Origin of the sequence: Plantactinospora endophytica, from assembly GCF_016862915.1 — a bacterium.
Classification (GTDB): Bacteria; Actinomycetota; Actinomycetes; order Mycobacteriales; family Micromonosporaceae; genus Plantactinospora; species Plantactinospora endophytica.
Genome location: NZ_BONW01000008.1, coordinates 25,019 through 47,222, shown reverse-complemented (window position 1 = coordinate 47,222; position 22,204 = coordinate 25,019). Strand labels below are relative to the sequence as shown.

Below are 22,204 nucleotides of genomic sequence, written 5' to 3'. Positions count from 1 at the left end.
GACTCCTTCGCAGAGTATGGCCCGCGTTACCGAACGCGGCCGGGTTCGAATGTCATGCCGTCGGCCTCAGGGGTCGGCCGACGTTCGGGGTGCTGTCGCTGACTGCCTGACATGACCGGCTCAGCCCTGTGGCAGCAGTGGCCGGACCAGGTCCGGCCGGGGGTGGACTCGGACGGTGTTCCGGAGCAGGTCGGCGGGACCGGGCATCCGGCTGCCCGGCAGGCTGACCGCCGCCGCGCCCCAGGCGAGCCCCTCGGCGAGGGCGTCCGGGCCGCGCGCGCCGGCGGCCAGGAAACCGGCCAGCAGCGCGTCGCCGGCCCCGACCGTGCTCTTCGGCTGCGCCACCGGCGACTCGCCGGTGACCACGCCCTTGGCGTCGACAAGTACCGCGCCGTCGGCGCCGAGGCTGGCCAGTACGGTGCCGGCGCCCCAGGTGCGGACCTGGGCGGCGGCGTCGACCACGTCACCGAGGGACCGCAGCGGGGCGCCGACCGCCTCGGCCAACTCCTCCCGGTTCGGCTTGACCAGTGCCACCCCGGCCTCGGCGGCGGCCCGCAGCGCCGGTCCGCTGGTGTCGACCGCGAGCCGCACCCCGGCGTCGACCAGCCGGGCGCAGAGGTCGCCGAAGGCCGCCACCGGCAGTCCCGGCGGCACGCTGCCGCAGGCCACCACCCAGTCGGCCGAGTCGGCCGCCGCCAGCACCGCCCGGGTCACCTCGGCGAACTCCGGGCCGGTAAGCACCGGGCCGGACTCATTGATCTTGGTGACCGTGCCGTCCGGCTCGGCGAGGGTGATGTTCGACCGGGTACGCCCGGCGATCGGCACCACCAGCAGTTCGACGCCCTCGCTCTCCAACAGCCGGACGAGCTGGGCGCCCTCCTCGCCGCCGACCGGCAGCACCGCCCGGGACGGTACCCCGTTGGCGAGCAGTGCCCGGGAGACGTTGACGCCCTTGCCGCCCGGGTCGAGGTGTGCGGAGGCGGCCCGGATCACCTCGCCCCGGGCCAGCCTGTCGATCTCCATCGCCCGGTCCAGGCTGGGGTTGAGCGTGACCGTGAGGATCATGCCCGCACCACCCGTACGCCGGCCGCCTCCACGTCGTCGGCGAGTTCCTCGTCCAGCCCGCTGTCCGTGATCAGCAGGTCGAGGTCGGCCAGGGTGCCGAACCGGGCCAGGTAGTCGTTGCCGATCTTGGTGTGGTCGGCGAGCAGCACCACCCGGCGGGCGGCGCTGATCATCGCCCGCTTCACCGCCGCCTCGGCCGGGTCCGGCGTGGTCATCCCGCGCTCCACCGAGCAGCCGTTGGCGCCCATGAAGGCGACGTCGACGTACAGCTCGGCGAGCGGTCGCAGCGCCCAGTCGTCCACCGTGGCCAGCGTCTTGCCGCGCAGCCGGCCGCCGAGCAGCAGCACCGTGAGGTTGGGCTTCAGGCCGAGCGCGGCGGCCAGCACCGGGGAGTTGACCACCACGGTCAGTTCGCGGTCGGCGGGCAGGAGCTGGGCCAGCCGGGCGGTGGTGGTGCCGGCGTCGAGGATGACGGCGCCCTCGTCGGGCAGTTCGGCCAGTGCCGCCTTGGCGATCCGCTCCTTCTCGTCGATCAGTACGGCGTCCCGGGCGGCGAGTGCGGGCTCGAACCCGATCCGCTCCACCGGGATCGCCCCGCCGTGCACCCGGCGGAGCACTCCGGCCCGCTCCAGCACGGTCAGGTCCCGGCGGATCGTCTCCGCGGTCACGTTCATGCCCTCGGCCAGCGCCATCACGTCGACCCGGCCCGCCTCCCGGGCCAGACGCAGGATCTCCTGCTGACGTTCCTCGGCGTACATCCGTGAGATCTCCCGCCCGATCGTTTTTGCTTGCTTTCTGTTTACGCCCGTTCTTGTGGTCCGTCAACATCCGGCTGTAACAGTTCGGTCATCTGCGCGACCCGGGCCGGCATGATCCGAGACATACCGCCCGTGGTGACAGGCATGGTCCGGGAGGTCCGTCAACCCGGGCAGCCTGCACCAGGACGGACGAGTCCGGACCCAAACCGACAGGGATCTCCGTTTGTGTGGTTTCCGCCGAGGAGAGTAGTGATCTTCGGCGGGAACAGCCGGTGGCGCATCGATTAACTTCACCGCCACCCCCTACCGGCGGCGGCTCCGACTGTCGAGGATGGAGCCGACCCGCACACCCCGCGGGCTCCGTCCGAACAGGAGGACACCTTGGCCGTACCCGCCACTGCGCACTGGACCCCCCGTCCGCTTCCGGCCACCCCGGCCCGGGCCCGGCGGTTCCTGACCACCTTCGCGACGCTGGCCGTCCTGGTCGCCGGCCTGTTGGTCGGCCCGGCGGTCGTCGCCCCGACCCAGACCGACTCCGCCTCGGCCGCCGTCTACAGCTCCTGCACCATCGCCCGCTGCGCGGACGCCCGGACGGCCCGCAGCGGCTGGGCCAGCCGGGGCTTCCCCACCGCACGGAACTGGTACTCCTGGAGCGGCGGGCTCTACAACTACGCCGGTGGGCAGCACTTCAACCGCGAGGGCCAGTTGCCGACGAACGCCACCTACTACGAGTACGACGTCTACCCCCGCAACCGGGGTGCGGCCCGGGACGCGTACCGGATCGTGGTCAACAAGGCCACCGGGGCGACCTGGTTCACCCCGAACCACTACACGGACTTCTACCGGCTCTGACGCGCCTCTACCGGCTCTGACGCGGGCGACGGCCGTCCGGTGCCCCGTCACCGGGCGGCCAGGCCGCGAGCGTACGCCGGTCAGTAGGTGCCGGGGTCGGCCAGCAGCGCGGCGACGGTGCGGGTCATCACCGCGCGGGCCTGGTCCACGCCCAGCCCGAGGCCGTCGCGCAGCATCGACCAGCTCGGCCACATGCTGGTGGCGACCAGGGCGTGCACCAACTGTTCCCGACCGGCCCCGGCCCGGTCGAGTTCGTCGGCGAACAGCTCCTCGACCTCGGCACGTACCCGGTCGACGTGCTTGCGGCGGTTGCGGTGCAGCGTGGCGGAGACCGGCTCGCGCATCTGGGCGGCGCGGGCGGCCGGCGCGATCAACTGGAGCAGCCGGGCCCGCTGCCGGCAGTACGCGTCGACCCGTCGGGCCAGCGGCAGCGTCGGGGAGATCGGCCGGTACGCCGCGTCCTGCTGCCGGAGCACCTGCTCGCCGCTGGCCTCGAAAAGTGTCTCCATGTCCTTGAAATTCGTCCACAGTGTCCGCAGCGACACCCCGGCCCGCTCGGCGATCCGTTCCCCGGTCGGCCGCGGGTCGCCCTCGCCGATCAGGGCGAGGTGCGCCTCGACGATCGCCGCCCGGGAGCGTTCCGCCCGGGCGTTGCGCCCGTCGACCCGGGCCGGCGGCTCCGCCCCGGTGGCGCCGAACCGGTCAGTCATCGGCCGACCCTTCGAGATCCCGCTGCACCCGGTTCATCCCGTGCAGCCAGCGGTCCGGGTCGGCGGCCCGCCGGGTGTAGTACGTCGCCACCTCCGGATGCGGCAGCACCAGGAACCGGTCGTCGGCCAGCGCCGCCACCACCAGCTCGGCGACCTGCTCCGGAGTGACCGCTCCGGCGGCCAGCAGGGCGGCGCCCGGCCCCTCGCCCTGCTCCAGCATCGGGGTGCGGACGCCCTGCGGGCAGAGCGCCTGCACGACGACGCCCCGGTGTGCGTAGCTGGCCCGCAGCCACTCGGCGAAGGCCAGCGCCCCGTGCTTGGAGACCGAGTACGGCGCGGCGCCGAGCAGGGTGAGCAGGCCGGCCGCCGAGGCGGTGACGAGCAGCCGGCCACGCCCGGCGGCCAGCCAGTCCGGCAGCAGTTCGCGGGCGGCGTACACGTGGGACATGGTGTTGACCCGCCAGGCGTGCTCCCAGGTCTCGTCGGGGGCGTCCAGCCCGCCGGTGCCGGGCACTCCGGCGTTGGCGCAGAACAGGTCGATCCGGCCGAACCGCTCCCGGGCGTGCCGGACCAGCGCGGCGACCTCGGCCGGATCGGCCACGTCGGCGGGGAAGACCTCCCCGCCGATCCGGGTCGCGACCGACCGGGCCGCGTCGCCGTCGAGGTCGTTGACGAGCACCCGGGCGCCGTCGGCAGCGAACCGGGTGGCCAGGGCCGCGCCGATGCCGGAGCCGGCCCCGGTCACCACCACGGCCGCGCCGGCCAGCGCGAATCCGAAACTTTCTGCATTCACGATGCAGATACTATCCCGACTATGGTACGCCTCGTCAACGCCGCCCGGCCATCCCGACCGCTGCGGACCGCCCGGTCGGACCCGACTCGCCGCAACCGGCCGGGCGGCAACCTCCGTCGATACCGGAAGGGCGGTCACCTCCTCGGCACCCCGGGCTACCAAGCCCGGCGGACCCGCCGGATCGCCGGTCGCCGCGTCGCCCGTTCGGGCGTGGTGAAAAGCTGATGGGCATGAGTTCCGAAAGCGCACCGCCCGCTCCGCCGGTCAGCACGAGCCCGAACGACCCCGACGACGCCGCCACCTTCGCCGACCTCGGGCTGCGGACCGAACTCCTGGACGCGCTCGGCACGCTGGGCTACGAGGAGCCGACCGCCATCCAACGGGCCGCCATCCCGCCCCTGCTGGCCGGCCGGGACCTGCTCGGCCAGGCCGCCACCGGGACCGGCAAGACGGCCGCGTTCGCGCTTCCGCTGCTGCACCGGCTGCCGGCGGACCGAAGCTCCGGTGCGCCGACCGCGCTGATCCTGGTGCCGACCCGCGAGCTGGCCGTGCAGGTCTCCGAGGCGATCCACCGGTACGGCCGCGACCTCGGCGTACGGGTGCTGCCGATCTACGGCGGTCAGCCGATCGCCCGGCAACTGCGGGCACTCGACGGCGGGGTGGACGTGGTGGTGGCCACTCCCGGACGGGCGCTGGACCACATCGCCCGGGACACCCTGCGGCTGGACAGCCTCGCGACCGTGGTACTCGACGAGGCGGACGAGATGCTCGACATGGGGTTCGCCGAGGACATCGAGACGATCCTGCAACACGTACCCGAGCAGCGCCAGACGGTCCTCTTCTCCGCGACGATGCCGGCCCGGATCGACGGGATGGCCCGGCAGTACCTGAGCGATCCCGCCCGGATCGAGATCGGCCGGCAGCCCGCGCCCACCGGCACCGCCCCGCTGGTCCGGCAGACCGCGTACGTGGTCGCCCGGGCGCACAAGCCGGCCGCGCTCGGCCGGGTACTCGACGTCGAGGCGCCGACCGCCGCGATCGTCTTCTGCCGCTCCCGGGAGGAGGTCGACCGGCTCACCGAGACGATGAACGGTCGCGGCTACCGGGCCGAGGCGCTGCACGGCGGCATGACCCAGGAACAGCGGGACCGGGTGATGGGCCGGCTCCGGGCCGGCACCGCCGACCTGCTGGTGGCGACCGACGTGGCCGCCCGTGGGCTGGACATCGAGCAGCTCACGCACGTGGTCAACTACGACGTGCCGTCGGCGCCGGAGTCGTACGTGCACCGGATCGGGCGGGTCGGCCGGGCCGGCCGGCAGGGTGTGGCGATCACCCTGGCCGAGCCCCGGGAGCACCGGATGCTCAAGACGATCGAGCGGACCACCGGACAGCGGATCTTCGTCGACAAGATCCCCACGGTGGCCGACCTGCGGACACGGCGGCTGGAGATGACCCGAGCCGCGCTGCACGAGAGCCTGCTGGAGGACGACCTCGACCCGTTCCGGGTGATCGTGGAGACCCTCACCGACGAGTTCGACGTGATGGAGGTGGCGCTGGCAGCGGTCAAGCTGGCGCACGAGTCGGCCGGCGGCCCGGTCGACGAGGAGGAGGACATCCCGCAGCTCGCGTTCCGGACCGAGCGGGACGGCCGGCCCCGGCGCGACGGCGGCCGGGACGCCGGTCGGGACGACCGGCGCGGCGGCCGGCCCCGCTCCGGCGACATGGCCTGCCTGTTCATCGGGGTCGGCCGGCGGGCCGGGATCCGCCCGCAGGACCTGGTCGGTGCGATCACCGGGGAGACCCGGGTCAGCGGTCGGGAGATCGGCTCGATCGAGATCGCCGACCGGTTCTCCCTGGTCGAGGTGCCGAGGTCGGCGGCGAACGAGGTGATCACCCGGCTCCGGCAGAGCACCATCAAGGGCCGCAAGGCGACGGTACGCCGGGACCGCGAGATCGGCCAACGGGACGACTGAGCCGGGTGGACATCCCCCGGGTACCGGCCGGCGGGGCGGAAGAGGCCCCTCCGGGCGGCGTCGCCGGGTATCGCGGCGGTGCATGAGTCGGGCTGACGCCGAGTGGCATGGTGGCGCTGGCCCGGTCCCGGGTGCCCGCCGCCGACATCCGGATCGGCGACGCCGAGCGGCTGCCCTGGCCGGACAAACTGGGCGGGAGGGCGGCACAACGCGACCGATCGAGCGGGCGGGCGGTCAGGGCTGGGGGCGGAGCAGGTTGCGCAGTTCGCGGGCGAACTCCGCGATGGAGAGCGCGGCGGTGAACGGCGGCAGCACGATCACCGCGATGTTGCGCGGGTCGAGCGACTGCTTGGTCAGTACGAGGCCGAAGACGATCTGCGTGATCGTGCCGATGGCGACCAGGATCCAGGGATAGAGCCGGGAGGAGCGTTGCGGGTCGATGGTGGCCGCGACCAGTCCGAGGCTGCCCACGATCACCAGACCGACCACGACGACGGGATAGAGCCAGGCCGGTGAGTCGGAGACCTCGACGCTGAGGCCGCCCGCGGCCCGGTAGGAGACCGCCAGGCCGGCCAGGTAGATGACGAACACACCGATCGCGCTGAGTACGCCGAGGAGCCGGGCCACGGCAGCGGCGCGGGGTGGTTCGGTGCCTTCCCACTGTCTCGTCATTTGTCGCCCACCACGGGATGAGATACGCCGGTTATTGGCGCCAATCATTCCCGGGTACGACGGCGCGTCCCGTCGTACGGTCGGATTGTCCTGGGCGCTTTCCGTGGCCGTACCCGAGCCGATCGAGTGGCGCCGTCGCCGACCGTCCGAGGTGGACAAACCGGGTGCCCGAGTGGCTTCGGGCGCACCGGTCCGGTGGTCCGGCCGGACGACGGTACGGCGCCGCCGGGCGGGCCGAACAGGCGCGTACACACTGTCGGCAAGCGGCCATGACACTGCCGCCAACTGCCGGACGCCCCGCCGCTCGGCGAGTGGTTCCCGGCGCACTGCCGGCGACTGCTCCGGAACGTGTGGCCGCCCCTGCGACAGCCGGACGCCCGCCGGGCCGGTGGTGCGGCTGGCCCGACGGGCGTGCGGGGTTGCTCGGCGCGGTTCACCGCCCGTCCAGGCCCACCGCCTGCCGGATGTAGTCGCGCAGCGCGTCCTGCGGCACCGCGTCCGGGTTCTTGAGCTTGACGTGCCGGGTGGTCCTGCCCACGCCCGCCAGCAGGCCGTACCCGTCGGTGAACTCGGCACCCCGGGCGAAGGCGAAGGTGAGGTGGGTTTTGCTCGGGCTGATGATGGCGACGATCCGGTCACCCCGCCAGGCGAGCGACCCGTTGTAGACCACCTCCCGGATACCCGGTGCCGTCTCGGCCATCAGGTCGCGCAGCACCCCGATGATCGCCTGGTGCGCGGCCGAGTAGGTGCTCCGGACGTACGCGTCGAGATCCGGGCCGCTGGTCGGCTCGCTCGTCGGACCGGTCATCGGAGCACCCGGGCGACCTCGACGGCGATCAGTTCCGCCCCGGCGTCGTTGACGTGCAGCCGGTCACCGGCGTCGTACTCCGGCCGCAGCGCGTCCGGGTCCGTCGGATCGGCGAGCAGACGGTCCAGGTCGACCAGGGCGTCGTACCCGACACCGGCCCGGAGCCGCTCGTTCACCCGGTCCCGGACCGCCTCGTTCGCCGGGGTGTCGTAGCCGAACGCCCCCTTCATCGGCGGGATCGTCAGACCGACGACCTCGATCCCCTGCCGGTGCGCGGCCCGGACCAGCGCCCGATGCCCGTCGACGACCTCGTCGGCGGTCACCACGGGCGAGGCGCCGCAGCCGAAGTCCGGGAAGCCGCCCCCGCCGATGTCGTTCGTGCCGATCAGGACGACCGCCGTACGCACACCCGGTTGGCCGAGTACGTCCCGGTGGAACCGGGTCACCCCCCGCTCGCCGTAGCAGGGCGAGTCGGCGAGCAGCTTGTTGCCGTTGATCCCGACGTTGACCACGCCCAGCCGGCGCCCCTGGGCGACGAGTCGCTCGGCCAACCGGTCGGGGTAGCGGTTGTCGGCGTCGGGGGTGGTGCCGTAGCCGTCGGTGAGGGAGTCGCCGAACGCCACCACCGTGCCGGTCGCGCCGAGCGACCCGCCGGTCCGACCGGACGGACCGGCGGGACCACCACCGGCGCCGGGCCGTCCCGCCGCGCGTGGCGGTACGCCGGACACGTCGACACCGGCCAGGTAGTACCACGAGTGGCTGGTGGCGCCGCCGAACGCCGCGTCGCCCGGGTCGGCCCGCCGGTCGCCGGCCGCCCGGTAACTGGTGGTGAGGCCGCCCTGGTGGAAGGTGGCCGGGCCGGTCGAGCCGGCGAAGTAGAGCGTGACGGTCACCCGGTCCAGCGCCGCGACCTCGAACGGCACCGGATCGGAGACCAGTTCCGCCCCGGCCGGGACGGTCACCGACGACCGGTGCCCAAAGGTCAGCGGTCGCAGTGTGCCGGGCCGGACGGTGGCGCCCGGACCGGAACTGCCGACCGTCGCACCGGTCAGCCGCAGCGGCTGGCTGCCGTACCGGTGGGAGAACCGGACGCGCAGCCGGGAGCCGCCGGCACTGACCCGTACCACCTGGCGTACCGATTCGCCGTTGAAACCGTCGACCGACCAGTTCGGCCCGTCCCAGTCGTTGCTGGGCACCGGGTGGTGCACGCCGGTCGCCCAGGCCGCCGACCAGTCCTGCGACCCGCCCGACCCGGCGGCGCCCACCGGTACGGCCAGTACGGCCGCCGACACGATCGCGGCCACCACGACACCGCGTGCTCTCGGAGATCCCACGGAACCGCCCTTTCCTCGGAGGTGTCGTCGACCCGGCATCCGATGCCGCCGGCCCCGTCGCCGGTGTCGACGTCACCCACTCTGCGGAGCACCCCTTACGGTTTCTTTACGGCCGTCGGTGGACCGGCCGGAAGGTGATCCGGCGGGGTCGTATCCTGGCCGCCATGCGGTTCGGCGTGCTCGGCCCGGTGGCGGTGTGGACCACCGACGGCGCCGTCGTGCCGGTGCCCGGGTTGAAGGTCCGCGCCCTGCTGGCCGCGCTGCTGGTGCACGAGGGCCGGCCGGTCTCGGCCGACCGGCTGGTCGAGTACCTGTGGGGCGACAACCCGCCGGGCAATCCGGCCGGAGCGCTGTCGGTGAAGGTCTCGCAGTTGCGTCGGGCGCTGGAGGATGCCGAACCCGGCGGGCGGGAGCTGGTGGTGTCGCCACCGCCCGGCTATTCGCTGCGGGTCGAGGCGGTCGACGCGTACCGGTTCGCCGAGTTGACCGGCCGGGCCCGGGAGACCGCCGAGCCCGGGAAGCGGGCCGCGCTGCTCGCCGACGCGCTGGCCCTGTGGCGGGGACCAGCCCTCGCCGACTTCGCCGACGAACCGTTCACCCGGGCCACCACCACGCGACTGGCGGAGCAGCGGCTCGCCGCCCTGGAAGACTGGTCGGAGGCCCGGATCGCCCTCGGCGAGCACGCGGCGGTCGCCGCCGAACTCGCCGGCCTGCTGGCCGAGCATCCGTCCCGGGAGCGGCTGCGCGGGCTGCACATGCGGGCGCTGTACCGGTCCGGCCGGCAGGCCGAGGCGCTGCGCAGCTACGACGAACTCCGCGACCATCTTGCCGAGGAGCTGGGCCTGGACCCCGGTCCGGCCCTGGTCGACCTGCATCGGGCGATCCTCACCCAGGATCCGGAGCTGACCGGGCCGGCGACCCCGGCCAGTGCTGCGGACCGGCCGACGAGCAACCTGCCGGCCCCGCTCACCGACCTGGTCGGCCGCGAGGAGGCGGTGGCCGAACTGGGCACCGTGCTGCGGCGCGAGCGGCTGGTCACGCTCACCGGCCCGGGCGGGGTCGGCAAGACCCGGCTGGCCGTCCGGGTCGCGGCGCCGTGGGCCGAGCAGGACGACGGCGCCTGGCTGGTCGAACTCGCCACGCTGCACCGTCCCGACGCGCCGGAGGTGCTGGACCCGCTCGCCGACATGGTGCTGGCGGCGCTTGACGTCCGGGACACCGCCCCGGCCGGCCGGCCGGAGCCGCAGGTCGACCGGCTCACCCGGGCCCTGCGTACCCGACGGCTGCTGCTGGTGCTGGACAACTGCGAGCACCTGGTCGAGTCCGTCGCCGAGCTGGCAGGCGGGCTGCTCCGGGCGGTACCGGGGCTGCGGATCCTGGCGACCAGCCGGGAACCGCTCGGCCTGGCCGGCGAGGTGGTCTGGCCGGTACCCCCGCTGACGGTCCCCGGGCCGGCCGACGCCCCGGACGTCGAGACGGTACGCCGCTCCCCGGCGGTACGGCTCTTCGTGGCCCGGGCCGCCTCCGCCGCGCGCGGGTTCCGGCTCGACGCCGACAACGCCCCGGCCGTCGCCACCCTGTGCCAGCGGCTGGACGGGTTGCCGCTGGCACTGGAACTGGCCGCCACCCGGGTCCGGGCGCTCGGCGTACCCGGTCTGCTGGCCGGGCTCGACGACCGGTTCCGGCTGCTGGCGACCGGTCACCGGGGTGCGCCGCCGCGTCAACAGACCCTGCTCGCGATGATCGACTGGAGTTGGCAACTCCTCACCGATCCCGAACGCCGGGTACTGCGCCGGTTGGCCGTGCACGCCGACGGCTGCACCCTGGCCGCCGCGCAGGCGGTCTGCGCGTCGGACGGCGAGCCGGCCGAGGACGTACCCGAACTGCTGGCCCGGCTGGTCGACCGCTCGCTGGTGGTGGTCACGGAGCGGGCCGGCGACGAACCCCGCTACCGGCTGCTGGAGTCGGTGGCCGCCTACTGCGTCGAGCGGCTGCACGACGCCGACGAGGTCCGGCGGATCCGCGACCGGCACCGGCGGCACTACACAGAGCTGGCCGAACGGGCCGAGCCCGAACTGTACGGGCCGGACCAGCGGCGCTGGCTGCGCCGGCTGGACGCCGAGGCGGCGAACCTGCGGGCCGCGCTGGACAACACGCTACGGGCGCCCGACCCCGACCTGGCGCTGCGGCTGGTCAACGCGCTGACCTGGTACTGGTTCCTGCGTGGCCGGCTGACCGAGGCGGAACGCTCGCTGCGCGCCGCGCTGCTGCTCCCGGGCGGGTCCTCCCCGGCGGCCCGGGCCCGGGCGACGGCCTGGCACACCGGCATCCTGTTCCTGCGCGGCGACGTCGCGGACTGGCCGGCCCGGCACGCGGCGGTGATGCGCGGCTACGCCGAACTCGACGATCCGACCGGCCGGGCCAGGGCCGAATGGTTCCTCGGATACGCCGAGATCGACCTCGGCGACGTGACCGACACCGGTCTGCTGCTCGACCGGGTGCTCGCCGCGTTCGAGGCGGTCGGCGACCGCTGGGGCGTGGCGGCCACCCTCGGCCTGCGGGCCAAGCACGCGCACGTGACCGGCGACGTCGCCGCGCTCGACCGGGACGGCCGGCGCAGTGCGGACCTGTTCCGGGAGATCGGCGACCGGTGGGGCCTGCTCCAGGCCACCGAGTGGCTCGGCGCGCACGCCGGGCTGACCGGCGAGTACGACCGGGCCGCCGAACTGCACCGCGACGGGCTGCGGATGGCCGAGGAACTCGACCTCTGGGCCGATGTCTCCGGCCGGCTCTCCTGGCTCGGCTGGGTCGCCATGCAGCGCGGCGCCTACCAGGAGGCGCGGGAGTACTGCCAGCGCGGCCTGCGGCTGGCCACCGAGCAGGCCGCACCGCTGCTGGTCGTCTTCGCCGAGTTGGGGCTCGCCTTCGCGGCCCGCCGGGCGGGCAGCCTCGACGTCGCCGAAACCCACCTGCGTGGTCTGCTCGACACGGCCGATCGGCAGGACAGCGGAACGGGCCGCCCGCTGTACGTGCCGAGTGTGCTCAGTGAACTCGGCTACGTCGAGGAGTTGCGCGGCGATCCGGCCGCCGCCGTGGCCCGGCACCTGGCGGCGCTGGCCGTGGCCCGGGAACTCGGCGCCGCCGGGGACACCGCCCAGGCACTCGCCGGGCTCGCCGGGGCGTACGCGCTCGGCGGCCGGTACGGAGACGCCGCCCGACTGCTCGGCGCGGCCGACTCCGCGCGGGAGTCGATGCGGCTACCGGTCACTCCCGCCGAGCGGGGCGACCTCGACCGGGCGACCGCCACGGCCCGGAGCGGACTGGGCGAGGCCGACTTCGCCAGCGCCTTCGCGCAGGGCCGGCGGCTCGATCCCGAACAGCTCCGGGAACTGCTCGACCGGGCGCTGCCGACGCCCACCGGCTGACCCGCTCGGCGGTCGAGAAGATCGCGGTCGTCCAGGGTGGGGAGCCGGGCCGGCCCGGCCGCAGTCCGGTGTACCCGACCGGCCCCGGGCCGGTCGGAGTCCGCTGTGAACGGCACAGACCGGGTCGCCGCAGCCCGGTGTGGACGGCCGAGCCCGGGCCGCACGCCGGCCCTCGCAGCCCACCTCAAGCCGGCCGCCGGCCGGAGTCCGGTGTGGACGGCCGGCCCGGGACCGTCCCCGGATCAGTCCGCCGGCAGCGCGGCGGCGACGACCTCGGCGATCCGGTGGAAGCTGCCGTAGTCACCGGCGGTCACCCGGTTCTTCGCCACCGCCACCACGATTCCGGTCCGGGTGTCCGCGTACGCGGCGGTGCCGCCGCTGCCGGCCATTCCGAACAGGGTCGGGCTGTCCAGCGGGCCGGGAAAGCCGATGTCGTAGCCGAGTCCCCGGGTGACGGGGAAGCTGGTGATCTCGTCGGTGCCGCTGACCGCCGGACGGGTCACCTCGGACAGTCGGGCGGCGGAAACGAGCCGGACGCCGTCCACCTCGGCCAGCAGCGCGGCGTACATCCGGGCGATCGCGCGGGCGGTCAGCACCGCGCCGGCCGGGATGTCCGCGCCGAGCACGTCGGGCCGGTTGCAGTAGGCCGCCGTCGGCAGGGCCGCCGGTGGCGCCGCGGTCCAGCCGTCCACGATCCGGAAGAACGGCACCTGTTCGGCCATCGCCGCCATCGCCTCCGGGGTCAACTCCGGGGCGCCCGCCGGATCCTCCAGCTTGGCGACCCGGTCCCGCGCCCGCACCGGTACGCCGAAGAACAGCTCGTCGGCCATGCCGAGCGGCCCGGCGACCCGGTCCCGGAGCACCCGCGAGACCGGCTCCCCGGTGACCCGGCGGACCACCTCGCCGAGCAGCCAGCCGAACGACTGCGGGTGGTAGCCGGTCTTCGTGCCCGGCTCCCACCACGGGGTCGCCCCGGCGACGACGGCACACATCCGGTCCCAGTCGCAGACGTCCGCCGCGGTGGTGTCGACCGGAAGCGCCGGTACGCCCGCCGTGTGGGTCAACGCGTGCCGCACCGTCACCCCGTCCTTGCCGTGCGCGCCGAACTCCGGCCACAGCCGGGCGATCGGGGTGTCGTAGTCGAGCAGGCCCTGCTCGACCAGGACGTGCAGCACGGTGGCGGTGACGCCCTTACCGGTCGAGGTGACGTGGAACAGGGTGTCCGGGGTGACCGGCCGGCCGGTCGTCGCGTCGGCCACCCCGGCCACCACGTCGACCAGCGGGGCGCCGTGCCGGTAGACGGCGACCTGTAGGCCGCGTTCGGCACCGGACTCGACGAGTTGGTCGGCGACGTCCTGCACCTGCTTCTGAAGCTGCTCCATGGCGTACTTTCCTCTCTCGGCTTGCCGGCCGCACCGGTGGCGGTCCCGGCCGCGCGCGGCGCCGTGTCCCGTCGCGCCGCGCTGCGACCGGACCACTGTGCCGAGGGCGACTTACGGTTTGTTTACCGTTGCCCGGCGCCGGGCCGGCCACCGCCGTCGCACTCGGTAATCCAGGCCGGCTCCAGAAAATGCGCCACGCCGGTTGCTACCGTTTACCGGCACGAGTGGAAAAGGGGGTGACCCGGCGCATTGTCCCCAGTCGACAACACCGTCGGCCCGCAATTGTCCCGGGTGTCGGTCATCGTTCCGAACTACAACAAGGAAAAGACTCTCCGGGCCTGTCTCACGGCGATCTACGCCCAGACCAGCCCGGCGGCCGAGGTGATCGTCGTCGACGACGCGAGTACCGACCGGTCCCGGCAGATCGCGGCCGAGTTCCCCTGCACCGTGCTGGCGTTCCCGGAGAACCGGGGCGTCTCGGCGGCCCGGAACGCCGGTGCCGACCGGGCCGGCGGCGACCTGCTGTTCTTCGTCGACTCCGACATCGCGCTCGCTCCCGACGCGCTGGCCGGCGCGGTCGCGGAACTGCGGGCGCACCCCGGCTGCGGGGTGCTACAGGGGATCTACGACCTGACGCCGCTCTTCCCGGACGGGCCGGTGGAGTCCTACAAGCTGCTCTTCGAACACTTCTGGCGGCGGCGCGACGTCGGGGTCACCGCGACCACCATGTTCGCGCTGACCGCCGTACCCCGGGAGGTGTTCACCCTGGTCGGCGGCTTCGACGAACGGCTGCGCGACGCGGAGGACGTCGAGTTCGGCACCCGCCTGCCGGCGTCGTACGAGATCCGTACCAGCGATCGGGTGGTGGGCCGGCACGACGACGTGGACCGGCTGTGGCCGTACCTGTCGGAGCACTTCCGCCGAGCCCGGACGTACGCCGGGGCGGTCGTCGCGGCGCGCTGGGCGCCGGCCCCGACACCCGCCGGGCCGGAGTCCGCGCAGCGGCGGGCGCCGCACCGGATCGACCTCGGGTCGGTCGTCGGGTTGCTGGGCAGCGCGCTCGCGGTGACCGGCCTGCCGCTGGCCGGCTGGTCGCCCTGGCTGCTGGCCGTACCGCTGGCCGGGCTGGCCGCCTTCCTGGTCGCGGACCGGGCGTTGCTGGGTTTCGCGCTGCGGCAGCGCGGGCCGGGCTTCCTGCTGTTCGCCACGGTGATGCGGTTCCTGACCCACCTGACCGAGTTCGCCGGGCTGGCGCTCGGGCTGGGCCGGGCGCTGCTCCGCCGGTCCCGGACCGGCCGGGTCGCCGCGATGTCCCCGGAGTCGACCCGGTGACCCGGCCGACGGACGGGACCGGTCCGGCGGGTGTGATCGGGTTCGCGGGGCGGGTCGTCGACGGGGTCCGGCGGCTGATCCAGCGGCACCCCGACGGATGGCGGCGGCTCAACCAGCTACTGGTCGTGGTCTTCGTGCTGGCGCTCACCACCGGGCTGGTGCTGTTCCTGCGGGACCAGGACTGGGCCCCGGTACGGGAGCTGGCGCGACGGCTCGACCCGGTCCAGGTCGGACTGGTACTGGCCGGCGCGCTGCTGATCAACTCGGTCGGGCTGCTGCTCGGGTACCACTCCTGGCAGGCGCTCTTCGTCGACCTCGGCGCGGCGGTGGACCGGTGGACCGCCGCCCGGCTGTTCTTCGTCGGTTTCCTCGCCAAGTTCGTCCCGGGCCGGTTCGTCGCGCTGCCGGTGCTGCTCAGGATGGGCAAGGAGATCAACGTCGGGGCCGTCCGGCTGGCCGGGGTCTTCCTGCTCAGTTGGGCGGTGGTGGCGCTGACCGGGATGACCGTCGGGCTCGCCGCCGGGCCGGCGATGCTGGGCGGGACGGCCGGGTGGATGCTGCTCGCCGTACTGCCGCTGGTCGCCCTCTTCGTCCGTCCGGAGCTGCTCAACCGGGCGCTCGCCGCGTCGGCACGACTGCTCCGGCGGCCACCGCCGCAGGTCAGCGCGTCCCGGGTCGGTATCCGGCGGGCGATCACCACCCAGTCGCTGTCCTGGGTGATCTCCGGGCACCACCTGTGGCTGCTGGCGGTGACGGCCGGTGCCCCGCCGCTGCGTTCCTATCTGGTCTGTGTTGCCGGCTTCGCCGCCGCGACCGTGGCCGGGCTGCTGGTCATGGTCGTCCCGGACGGGCTCGGGGTACGGGAGGCGGTGCTGATGGTCGGGCTGGCCACCGTGATGCCGGTGGCGGTGGCCGCCCCGGTGGTGCTGACCAGCCGGCTGGTCTGCGCGCTCAGCGAGGTGGCGGTCGGTGCCGGCGGGCTGGCCATCGCCGAGTACGTGCACCGGCGCCGGCTCGGCCTCCGTCGGGGCGCCGACCCCGCGCTGACCGGCGCGACCGGGTAATTGCCGTCGCCCGATGACACGCCGCCCCGGTAGCCCGTTCCCGCAACGTCCACGGTGCCATTCCTAGTCGAGAAACGTCGGTGACACCATGACCAATGCATTCCTCCGTGCGGTGGCACATCTGTTCCGAATTCCCGTCCGGGTGCTGATCCGGTCCAATCCCAGAATGAACAGCGTGTGGTGGAACGCGCAGTACCGGTTGGGGTTCTGGCGCTATCTCGACGGCATGTCCGACGGCGAGATGCCGCTGTCGCTGATCGAGACCTGGGCGCCCCGGCCGGCGATCCTGGACCTGGGTTGCGGCACCAGCGTCAACCTGCCGCTGGCGCCCGGCCGCTACCGGCACTACCACGGCGTCGATCTCAGTTCCCGGGCGATCGAGGCGGCCCGGGCGCTCGGCCGGCCGGACACGTCGTTCGAGGTGGCCGACATCCGGACCTTCGACACGGCGGAGCGGTACGACGCGATCCTGCTCCGTGAGGTCATCTACTACCTGACCGAGGACGAGTCCGCCGCGCTGCTGCGCCGGCTGCCCGCGATGCTCACGCCGCGCGGTCGGATCGTGGTGCAGATCTACGACGTGACCCGGGCCGAGGAGTTCGTCCGGGTGATCCGGACCTGTGGCCTCTCGGTCACCGAGGAGGTCCCCGCGCGCCTCGGGGACGGTCCTGCTGTCGCCTTCTTCGTGCTCACCCGCCCGGACGACGCCGAGCGGGTCGATGGCCGGGCACGGGACGGATCCGTCGGGTGGGATCCCGCCGAGCCGACTGGTGGGCCGGGTCGCGCCGCCGATCCGGCCGCGAGGGTCAGACCCGGACCCGCCGCTCCCACCACGGCCGTACCGTGACCGGCTCGCTGCGCAGCAGTCGCCGGTGCAGGTCCTGGAGCCGGTGCCCCGGCTCCACCCCGAGCCGGTCGGCCAGGGTGATCCGGGCGTCCTCGAAGGCGGTGAGTGCCTCGGCCCGCCGCGAGGTCTGGCCGAGTACGACCAGCAGCAGTTCCCAGAGCCGTTCCCGCATCGGTTGTTCGGCGAGCATGCAGCGCAGTTCGGAGACCAGGTTCTCGACGTCGCCGAGCAGCAGGCGTACCCCGGTGGCCTCCTCCACGGCGTCCTGACGCAGCTCGGTGAGCCGGATCCGTTCCGCCTCGGCCAGTGGTCCGGTCGCCTCCTGGAGGGCCAGGCCGGACCAGCGGGCCAGCGCCACCTGGAAGGAGTCGAGGGCTCGGCACAGGTCGCCCTGGGCCCGGGCCGCCCGGGCGACCTTCACGTCGTGTTCGAACCGGGTGATGTCGACGACGTTCGACGGCAGGTCGAGGGTGTACCCGGGACGGGTGGACCGGAGTACCCGGGCGAGCGCCGGCGGCCGGCCGGGATGTTCCAGCACCCGGCGCAGCCGGCCGATGTAGGTGTGCACCATGTTCTCCACCGAGTCGGGCCGGCGTCCGTTCCAGATCGCGTCGACGATCTGCGGCACCGACATCACCATTCCGCAGCGCAGGGCCAGCACGGCGAGCACCTCCCGTTGCCGGGGCGTGCCCAGATAGAGGTTGGTACCGCCCCGTTCGGCCCGGATCGGGCCGAGGAGCAGGATCATCAGGTCGTCTTCCGGCATCTTCGCTTCCCCCTAGACAGGCATCGCGGCTTCCCCCCGCACGGCCGGGCGGCACTGCCCGGCGTCGTCGTACGACAGATCGGCACGTCGTCCCCTACCGCTCGGCAGCGGGTACGACGAACCGCAGTCCCCGGTCGAGCAACCGGGGCAGTACGGTCTCCAGGGCCGCCACGGTCTGCGACCGGTCACCGCCGCCGTCGTGGCAGAGCAGGACGTGCCCGGGGCGGCTCCGGGACAGCCGCCGGACGATCCGGTGCACGCCGGGGCTGCGCCAGTCGCTGGGGTTGACCGTCCAGTCCACCGGCACCAGGCCGAGGTCGGCGGTGGCCCGCAGTACCGTCGGCGACCAGTTGCCGCCCGGCGCCCGGAACAGCCGGGGCGAGAACCCGACCGCGTCCTCGATGCGCCGCTGCGCCTGCCCGATCTCGGCGTGCAGTCGGTCCGGTGGCAGCGCCGCGAAGGGCTGCGGGTGCGACATGGAGTGGTTGCCGACCAGGTGCCCGGCGTCGTGGATCCGGCGGGCCAGCCCGGGGTGCTCGGCCACCCTGGCGCCGATCAGGAAGAAGGTGGCCCGGACCGAGTGCCGGTCGAGCAGGTCCAGCATCCGGGGCGTCCACTCGGGATGCGGCCCGTCGTCGATGGTCAGCGCCACGCTGTGTCCGGGTACGCCGAAGACCGGCCGGTTGCCGTCGCCGAGCATCGGCCGGCGGGTGGCGAACTGCTGGGCCCGGAGCGCGAACAGCAGGTAGTGCAGGGCCTGGGCCGACAGGTACGGCCAGGAGATCCGTCCGGCGCCCGGCTCCGCGTTCATCGGAGCGGTTTCGCGGCGGGCAGCCGGGCCGGGCCGAAGTCCCGGTCCACCAGGTGCCGCAGCCCGCCGACCACGGCACCGGCGACGACGGTCAACTGGACCAGCAGGTGCACGGCGTAGAAGAAGACGGCGAAGCCGGCGCCGCGCTGGCGGAGCACGAAACGGAGCAGTCCCGGGTCGGCGGCGGCGAAGAGGGCCAGCAGGCCGAGCGGGACCAGTAACAGTCCGGGTGTGTAGAGGCCGAGTGGCAGGGTCGTCGGCACCAGTGCGGCGGTGAGCAGCCCGGCCGGGCTGTTGGCCCGGATGCCGGCCGGCCCCCGCTCGGCGAGGGCGACCGGGACGAGGAGCTGGGAGCGGCTGAACTGCTTGCGCAGCAGCCGGCCCAGGTGGCTGTCGTCGTCGTGCCGGCAGACCACGGTGTCGGTGAGCACGATGCCGTACCGGTCGCCCATCCGGTCGCCGATCTCGACGTCCTCGGAGGCCCGCAGCCGCTCGTCGAATCCGCCGACGTCGGTGAAGACCGCCCGGCGGATGAGGCAGACCGCGAAGAGGGTGGTCCGGACCCGCCCGACGTTGCGCAGCCGCCAGTAGTGCCCGTGCAGCAGCCGGTACGCCTCGACCGGCCCGTCGTCGTGCAGCGGCCGGAGCGAGTAGATGCCGTGTACGCAGGCGACGTCCGGCTGCGCGGTGAGGATCGCCAGGGCGTTGCCCAGGGCGTCGGGCTCGGGCGCGCAGTCGGAGTCGAGGAAGAAGAGCAGCTCGCCGGTGCTGGCCGCGATGCCCCGGTTGCGGGCGGCGGCCGGCCCGGCGTTCGTGTCGGTGACCAGTAGTCGGCACGGGAACTCGGCGGCGATCTCGCGGGTGTCGTCGGTGCTGGCGTCGTCGACGACGATCACCTCGGTCACCGGGTGTCGCTGCGCGTAGACGGCCGCCAGGCACGCGCGTAGAGTCTTCGAACCGTTGTGTACGGGGATGATGACCGACACGGTCGGCGACATGTGCAGCACCTCAGCGGCTACGCGGGACAACTGTCCGGGACATTGACATTCCGAGATCTACTCCGTCGCGACCAAGCTATCCAGTCGCTTCTCCACTGGCAAGCGTTGCCTTGGGTAGTCAAGGTTGCGTACAGCACCGATCCAGAGAAGATCCCGTAGCAATCGATAGCGTCACGGCATGCCCAATCTGGTCAGCCTGTCCGATTGCGATCGACTCACCGTACGCGAGGTGCACGACCTCTATCGTCGTTACGTCAACGCGAGCCAGGTCAGCCTGATGACCTCGTTCGGGTTCGGCCGGGAATTGGTCGACCACGCCGAAGGCGCGTACCTGGTGCTGCGTGACGGCCGCCGTGTCCTCGACCTCACCGGCGGTGTCGGCGTACTCAACCACGGCCACAACCATCCGCGCATCCTGGCGGCCCGGCAACGGTTCGCGGAGCAGCGGCGGATGGAGGTGCACAAGACGTACTTCTCGCCGTACCTGGCGGCGCTCGGCCACAACCTGGCCCAGCTTCTCCCCGCTGACCTGCAGATGTCCTTCCTGCCCAACTCGGGTGCGGAGGCGGTCGAGGGGGCGGTGAAGCTGGCGTACAAGTACCACGGCGGGCGGCGCGGGACGATCCTGCGGGCCGACTGCGGGTTCCACGGAAAGCTGCTCGGATCGGGTGGGCTGACCGGTCAACCATCGTTCGACTTTCCCACCATTCCCGGCATAGTTCCATTTACCTATGGGAATCTGGACTCCGTCCGCGAGGCCATCGCCGCGCACCCCGGCGACGTCTACGCTCTTGTCGTCGAGCCGTTCAGCGCCTCGACGGTCACGTGGTGCGACGAAGACTTCCTGCGCGGCATTCGCGAGCTGTGTGACCGGCACGACATCGTGCTCATATTCGACGAGATCTACACCGGGTGGGGTAAGACCGGCAGCCTCTTCTACTTCATGAGGTATCCGGGTCTGGTGCCCGACGTCCTTACCACATCGAAGTCATTCGGCGGCGGGAAGTCATCGATTTCTGCATTCGTCGCGCGGGAAAAGGTCTTCCGCAAGGCGTACGACAACCTGACCGACGCGCTTCTGCAGAGCACGAGTACCACCTACTACGGCATGGGCGAGGAGTGCGTCACCGCGCTCGAGGCGATCAACATCGTGGTGGAGGACGACTACCCGGCGCGCGCCCGCGAGTTGGAGCGGGTGCTGGAGCCGGCGCTGAAGCGGCTGGCCAAGGAGTTCCCGGACGCGGTCGGTCGGGTCGCCGGGGCGGGCGCGCTCTGGGGCGTACAGATCGACGGCGGGCCGAAGATCCTCGACCTGGTCGCCCGGCTCGCCCCCAGCGGGATGGCCCGGGACCCGAGGTTCAAGGCGAAGCTGGTCACCTGCGCGGTGATCCAGGCGCTCTACCGCGACCACGACATCTTCACCTACTACACCCTCAACGGCCGTAACCCACTGATTCTCGGCCCGTCCCTGGTCACCGACCCGGCCGACGTGCAGCGGGCCACCGACGCGCTCGGCGAGGTGCTCGACCAGGGCCTCAACAAGCTGGTCACCCGGTTCGTCGCACAGAAGGTGGGTTCACTGTGGTGATCACCGTGACCGGGGCCGCCGGGATGCTCGGCTCCCGGCTGGTCGAGCGGCTCACCGCCGACGGGCACGAGGTGCGCGGGGTGGACCTGCGGGCCGAAGCCGGCGTCACCGTGGTCGGCGACATCCGCGACCCGGCGGTGATGGACCGGGCCACCTCCGGGGCGACGGCACTGCTGCACTGCGCGGCGGCGCTGCCCAGCTATCCGGCCGCCGAGATCCGCTCGATCATCGTCGACGGGACGGAGAACGTGCTGCGGGCGGCCCGGAAGGCCCGGGTCGACCGGGTACTGCACGTCTCGTCCACCGCCGTCTACGGGCTGCCCCGGCAGGTGCCGACGCCGGAGGAGCACCCCCGGGAGCCGGTCGACACGTACAGCGCGGCCAAGGCGACGGCCGAGGAGACCGCCGAACGGTACCGGGCCGGTGGGCTGCCGGTGGCGATCCTGCGGCCGAAGACCTTCCTCGGACCGGGCCGGATGGGGCTGTTCGCGATGCTGTTCGAGTGGGCCGAGGAGGGCCGGAACTTCCCGGTGCTCGGCCGGGGCGACGTGCGGATCCAGATGTTCGCCGTCGACGACCTGGTGGACGCGGTGATGACCGTGCTCACCGCACCGGACGAGTTGGCGAACGACACCTACAACCTCGCCGCCGAGCGGTTCCGTACGCTGCGCGAGGACTTCCAGGCGGTGCTGGACGCCGCCGGGCACGGCAGGCGGGTGGTCGGGGTACCCGCCCGGCCGGCGCTGTTCACCCTGGAGTTGCTGGAACGCAGCCGGCTCTCCCCGGTCTACGGGCGGCTGCTGCACAAACTCCGGCACGACTCCTACGTCAGCATCGACAAGGCCGTCGAGCGGCTCGGCTTCGCCCCCAAGTTGTCCAACGAGGACGCCATCCTGCGCACGTACGAGTGGTGGCGCGCGGAACGCCACCGGGCGCGGCCGGGACGGGGTGGGCGGACCAGCCGTGACCCGTGGCGGCAGGGCGTGCTCTCCCTCGCGAAGATCTTCTTCTGATCGGAGTCGTAGG

The 22,204-nt window shown here is 73.1% G+C and carries 19 protein-coding genes; 8 read left to right on the top strand and 11 right to left on the bottom strand.

What is annotated here, in order from left to right; genetic code table 11:
• Positions 1-120 precede the first annotated feature (120 nt).
• Both pfkB and Pen02_RS09695 read right to left on the bottom strand, forming a co-directional pair.
• Positions 121-1,065: a 1-phosphofructokinase gene (pfkB, locus tag Pen02_RS09700; RefSeq protein WP_203865611.1), complete on the bottom strand. Its 945-nt coding sequence runs from the start codon at positions 1,063-1,065 to the stop codon at positions 121-123.
• The gene (locus Pen02_RS09695; protein ID WP_203865610.1) at positions 1,062-1,823 is read right to left on the bottom strand and encodes a DeoR/GlpR family DNA-binding transcription regulator; all 762 of its coding nucleotides are present in this window, start codon (positions 1,821-1,823) and stop codon (positions 1,062-1,064) included. Before Pen02_RS09695 ends, pfkB begins: the two co-directional genes overlap by 4 nt.
• Positions 1,824-2,204: 381 nt before the next feature.
• Here Pen02_RS09695 and Pen02_RS09690 point away from each other — a divergent pair, with 381 nt between their 5' ends.
• Positions 2,205-2,675 (top strand): ribonuclease domain-containing protein, encoded by a 471-nt coding sequence (locus Pen02_RS09690; RefSeq protein WP_372445597.1) that lies wholly within the window; start codon positions 2,205-2,207, stop codon positions 2,673-2,675.
• Positions 2,676-2,755: 80 nt separating this feature from the next.
• Here Pen02_RS09690 and Pen02_RS09685 read toward each other — a convergent pair whose 3' ends face one another.
• Positions 2,756-3,385 carry a TetR/AcrR family transcriptional regulator gene (locus Pen02_RS09685; RefSeq protein WP_203865609.1) on the bottom strand — a complete coding sequence of 210 codons (630 nt, stop codon included), beginning with the start codon at positions 3,383-3,385 and terminating at the stop codon, positions 2,756-2,758.
• The gene (locus tag Pen02_RS09680; RefSeq protein ID WP_239140369.1) at positions 3,378-4,178 is read right to left on the bottom strand and encodes an SDR family NAD(P)-dependent oxidoreductase; all 801 of its coding nucleotides are present in this window, start codon (positions 4,176-4,178) and stop codon (positions 3,378-3,380) included. Before Pen02_RS09680 ends, Pen02_RS09685 begins: the two co-directional genes overlap by 8 nt.
• 230 nt (positions 4,179-4,408) lie before the next feature.
• Here Pen02_RS09680 and Pen02_RS09675 point away from each other — a divergent pair, with 230 nt between their 5' ends.
• A complete protein-coding gene (locus Pen02_RS09675) occupies positions 4,409-6,151 on the top strand; it encodes a DEAD/DEAH box helicase (RefSeq protein WP_203865608.1) in 1,743 nt (580 codons plus the stop codon).
• A 234-nt stretch (positions 6,152-6,385) separates the two neighbouring features.
• On the opposite strand, the gene Pen02_RS09670 is transcribed toward Pen02_RS09675, so the two are convergent.
• From Pen02_RS09670 to Pen02_RS09660, 3 genes are all read right to left on the bottom strand, one after another.
• Entirely contained in the window at positions 6,386-6,823 is a 438-nt protein-coding gene (locus tag Pen02_RS09670) for a DUF2637 domain-containing protein (RefSeq protein WP_203865607.1), read from the bottom strand.
• A gap of 433 nt (positions 6,824-7,256) precedes the next feature.
• Positions 7,257-7,631 carry a DUF1801 domain-containing protein gene (locus Pen02_RS09665; protein WP_203865606.1) on the bottom strand — a complete coding sequence of 125 codons (375 nt, stop codon included), beginning with the start codon at positions 7,629-7,631 and terminating at the stop codon, positions 7,257-7,259.
• On the bottom strand, positions 7,628-8,935 hold the full coding sequence (locus Pen02_RS09660) for an SGNH/GDSL hydrolase family protein (protein ID WP_239140367.1): 1,308 nt from the start codon (positions 8,933-8,935) through the stop codon (positions 7,628-7,630). The genes Pen02_RS09665 and Pen02_RS09660 overlap by 4 nt, the downstream gene beginning before the upstream one ends.
• 194 nt (positions 8,936-9,129) lie before the next feature.
• Between Pen02_RS09660 and Pen02_RS09655 the strand changes: the two genes are divergently transcribed.
• The gene (locus Pen02_RS09655; protein WP_203865604.1) at positions 9,130-12,390 is read left to right on the top strand and encodes an AfsR/SARP family transcriptional regulator; all 3,261 of its coding nucleotides are present in this window, start codon (positions 9,130-9,132) and stop codon (positions 12,388-12,390) included.
• Between the two features lie 242 nt (positions 12,391-12,632).
• On the opposite strand, the gene Pen02_RS09650 is transcribed toward Pen02_RS09655, so the two are convergent.
• Entirely contained in the window at positions 12,633-13,772 is a 1,140-nt protein-coding gene (locus Pen02_RS09650) for a serine hydrolase domain-containing protein (RefSeq protein WP_203865603.1), read from the bottom strand.
• A gap of 291 nt (positions 13,773-14,063) precedes the next feature.
• On the opposite strand from Pen02_RS09650, the gene Pen02_RS41670 reads away from it, so the two are divergent.
• The 3 genes from Pen02_RS41670 (at position 14,064) to Pen02_RS09640 (ending at position 17,015) form a co-directional block, all read left to right on the top strand.
• On the top strand, positions 14,064-15,104 hold the full coding sequence (locus Pen02_RS41670) for a glycosyltransferase family 2 protein (RefSeq protein WP_239140365.1): 1,041 nt from the start codon (positions 14,064-14,066) through the stop codon (positions 15,102-15,104).
• Positions 15,101-16,168, top strand: a complete 1,068-nt coding sequence (locus Pen02_RS41665) for a lysylphosphatidylglycerol synthase domain-containing protein (RefSeq protein ID WP_239140363.1) — start codon at positions 15,101-15,103, stop codon at positions 16,166-16,168. The genes Pen02_RS41670 and Pen02_RS41665 overlap by 4 nt, the downstream gene beginning before the upstream one ends.
• Positions 16,169-16,334: 166 nt before the next feature.
• On the top strand, positions 16,335-17,015 hold the full coding sequence (locus Pen02_RS09640; protein WP_239140361.1) for a class I SAM-dependent methyltransferase: 681 nt from the start codon (positions 16,335-16,337) through the stop codon (positions 17,013-17,015).
• Here the strand turns inward: Pen02_RS09640 and Pen02_RS09635 are convergent.
• The 3 genes from Pen02_RS09635 to Pen02_RS09625 form a co-directional block, all read right to left on the bottom strand.
• Positions 16,975-17,781 carry an AfsR/SARP family transcriptional regulator gene (locus Pen02_RS09635; RefSeq protein WP_203865602.1) on the bottom strand — a complete coding sequence of 269 codons (807 nt, stop codon included), beginning with the start codon at positions 17,779-17,781 and terminating at the stop codon, positions 16,975-16,977. The genes Pen02_RS09640 and Pen02_RS09635 overlap by 41 nt on opposite strands.
• Before the next feature lie 94 nt (positions 17,782-17,875).
• Positions 17,876-18,592, bottom strand: coding sequence for a polysaccharide deacetylase family protein (locus Pen02_RS09630; RefSeq protein ID WP_239140359.1), 717 nt, complete (start codon positions 18,590-18,592; stop codon positions 17,876-17,878).
• Positions 18,589-19,590 carry a glycosyltransferase family 2 protein gene (locus tag Pen02_RS09625; protein ID WP_203865601.1) on the bottom strand — a complete coding sequence of 334 codons (1,002 nt, stop codon included), beginning with the start codon at positions 19,588-19,590 and terminating at the stop codon, positions 18,589-18,591. The genes Pen02_RS09630 and Pen02_RS09625 overlap by 4 nt, the downstream gene beginning before the upstream one ends.
• Positions 19,591-19,867: 277 nt before the next feature.
• Here Pen02_RS09625 and Pen02_RS09620 point away from each other — a divergent pair, with 277 nt between their 5' ends.
• The gene (locus Pen02_RS09620; RefSeq protein WP_239140430.1) at positions 19,868-21,178 is read left to right on the top strand and encodes an aspartate aminotransferase family protein; all 1,311 of its coding nucleotides are present in this window, start codon (positions 19,868-19,870) and stop codon (positions 21,176-21,178) included.
• Positions 21,172-22,191: an NAD-dependent epimerase/dehydratase family protein gene (locus tag Pen02_RS09615; protein ID WP_203865599.1), complete on the top strand. Its 1,020-nt coding sequence runs from the start codon at positions 21,172-21,174 to the stop codon at positions 22,189-22,191. Before Pen02_RS09620 ends, Pen02_RS09615 begins: the two co-directional genes overlap by 7 nt.
• Positions 22,192-22,204: the final 13 nt, after the last annotated feature.

Excerpts from the sequence above, each read along its gene's own strand:
- pfkB (WP_203865611.1), bottom strand. The coding sequence starts at position 1,065 with ATGATCCTCACGGTCACGCTCAACCCCAGCCTGGACCGGGCGATGGAG.
- Pen02_RS09695 (WP_203865610.1), bottom strand. The coding sequence starts at position 1,823 with ATGTACGCCGAGGAACGTCAGCAGGAGATCCTGCGTCTGGCCCGGGAG.
- Pen02_RS09685 (WP_203865609.1), bottom strand. The coding sequence starts at position 3,385 with ATGACTGACCGGTTCGGCGCCACCGGGGCGGAGCCGCCGGCCCGGGTC.
- Pen02_RS09675 (WP_203865608.1), top strand. The coding sequence starts at position 4,409 with ATGAGTTCCGAAAGCGCACCGCCCGCTCCGCCGGTCAGCACGAGCCCG.
- Pen02_RS09670 (WP_203865607.1), bottom strand. The coding sequence starts at position 6,823 with ATGACGAGACAGTGGGAAGGCACCGAACCACCCCGCGCCGCTGCCGTG.
- Pen02_RS09665 (WP_203865606.1), bottom strand. The coding sequence starts at position 7,631 with ATGACCGGTCCGACGAGCGAGCCGACCAGCGGCCCGGATCTCGACGCG.
- Pen02_RS09655 (WP_203865604.1), top strand. The coding sequence starts at position 9,130 with ATGCGGTTCGGCGTGCTCGGCCCGGTGGCGGTGTGGACCACCGACGGC.
- Pen02_RS09650 (WP_203865603.1), bottom strand. The coding sequence starts at position 13,772 with ATGGAGCAGCTTCAGAAGCAGGTGCAGGACGTCGCCGACCAACTCGTC.
- Pen02_RS09640 (WP_239140361.1), top strand. The coding sequence starts at position 16,335 with ATGAACAGCGTGTGGTGGAACGCGCAGTACCGGTTGGGGTTCTGGCGC.
- Pen02_RS09635 (WP_203865602.1), bottom strand. The coding sequence starts at position 17,781 with ATGCCGGAAGACGACCTGATGATCCTGCTCCTCGGCCCGATCCGGGCC.
- Pen02_RS09630 (WP_239140359.1), bottom strand. The coding sequence starts at position 18,592 with ATGAACGCGGAGCCGGGCGCCGGACGGATCTCCTGGCCGTACCTGTCG.
- Pen02_RS09625 (WP_203865601.1), bottom strand. The coding sequence starts at position 19,590 with ATGTCGCCGACCGTGTCGGTCATCATCCCCGTACACAACGGTTCGAAG.
- Pen02_RS09620 (WP_239140430.1), top strand. The coding sequence starts at position 19,868 with ATGACCTCGTTCGGGTTCGGCCGGGAATTGGTCGACCACGCCGAAGGC.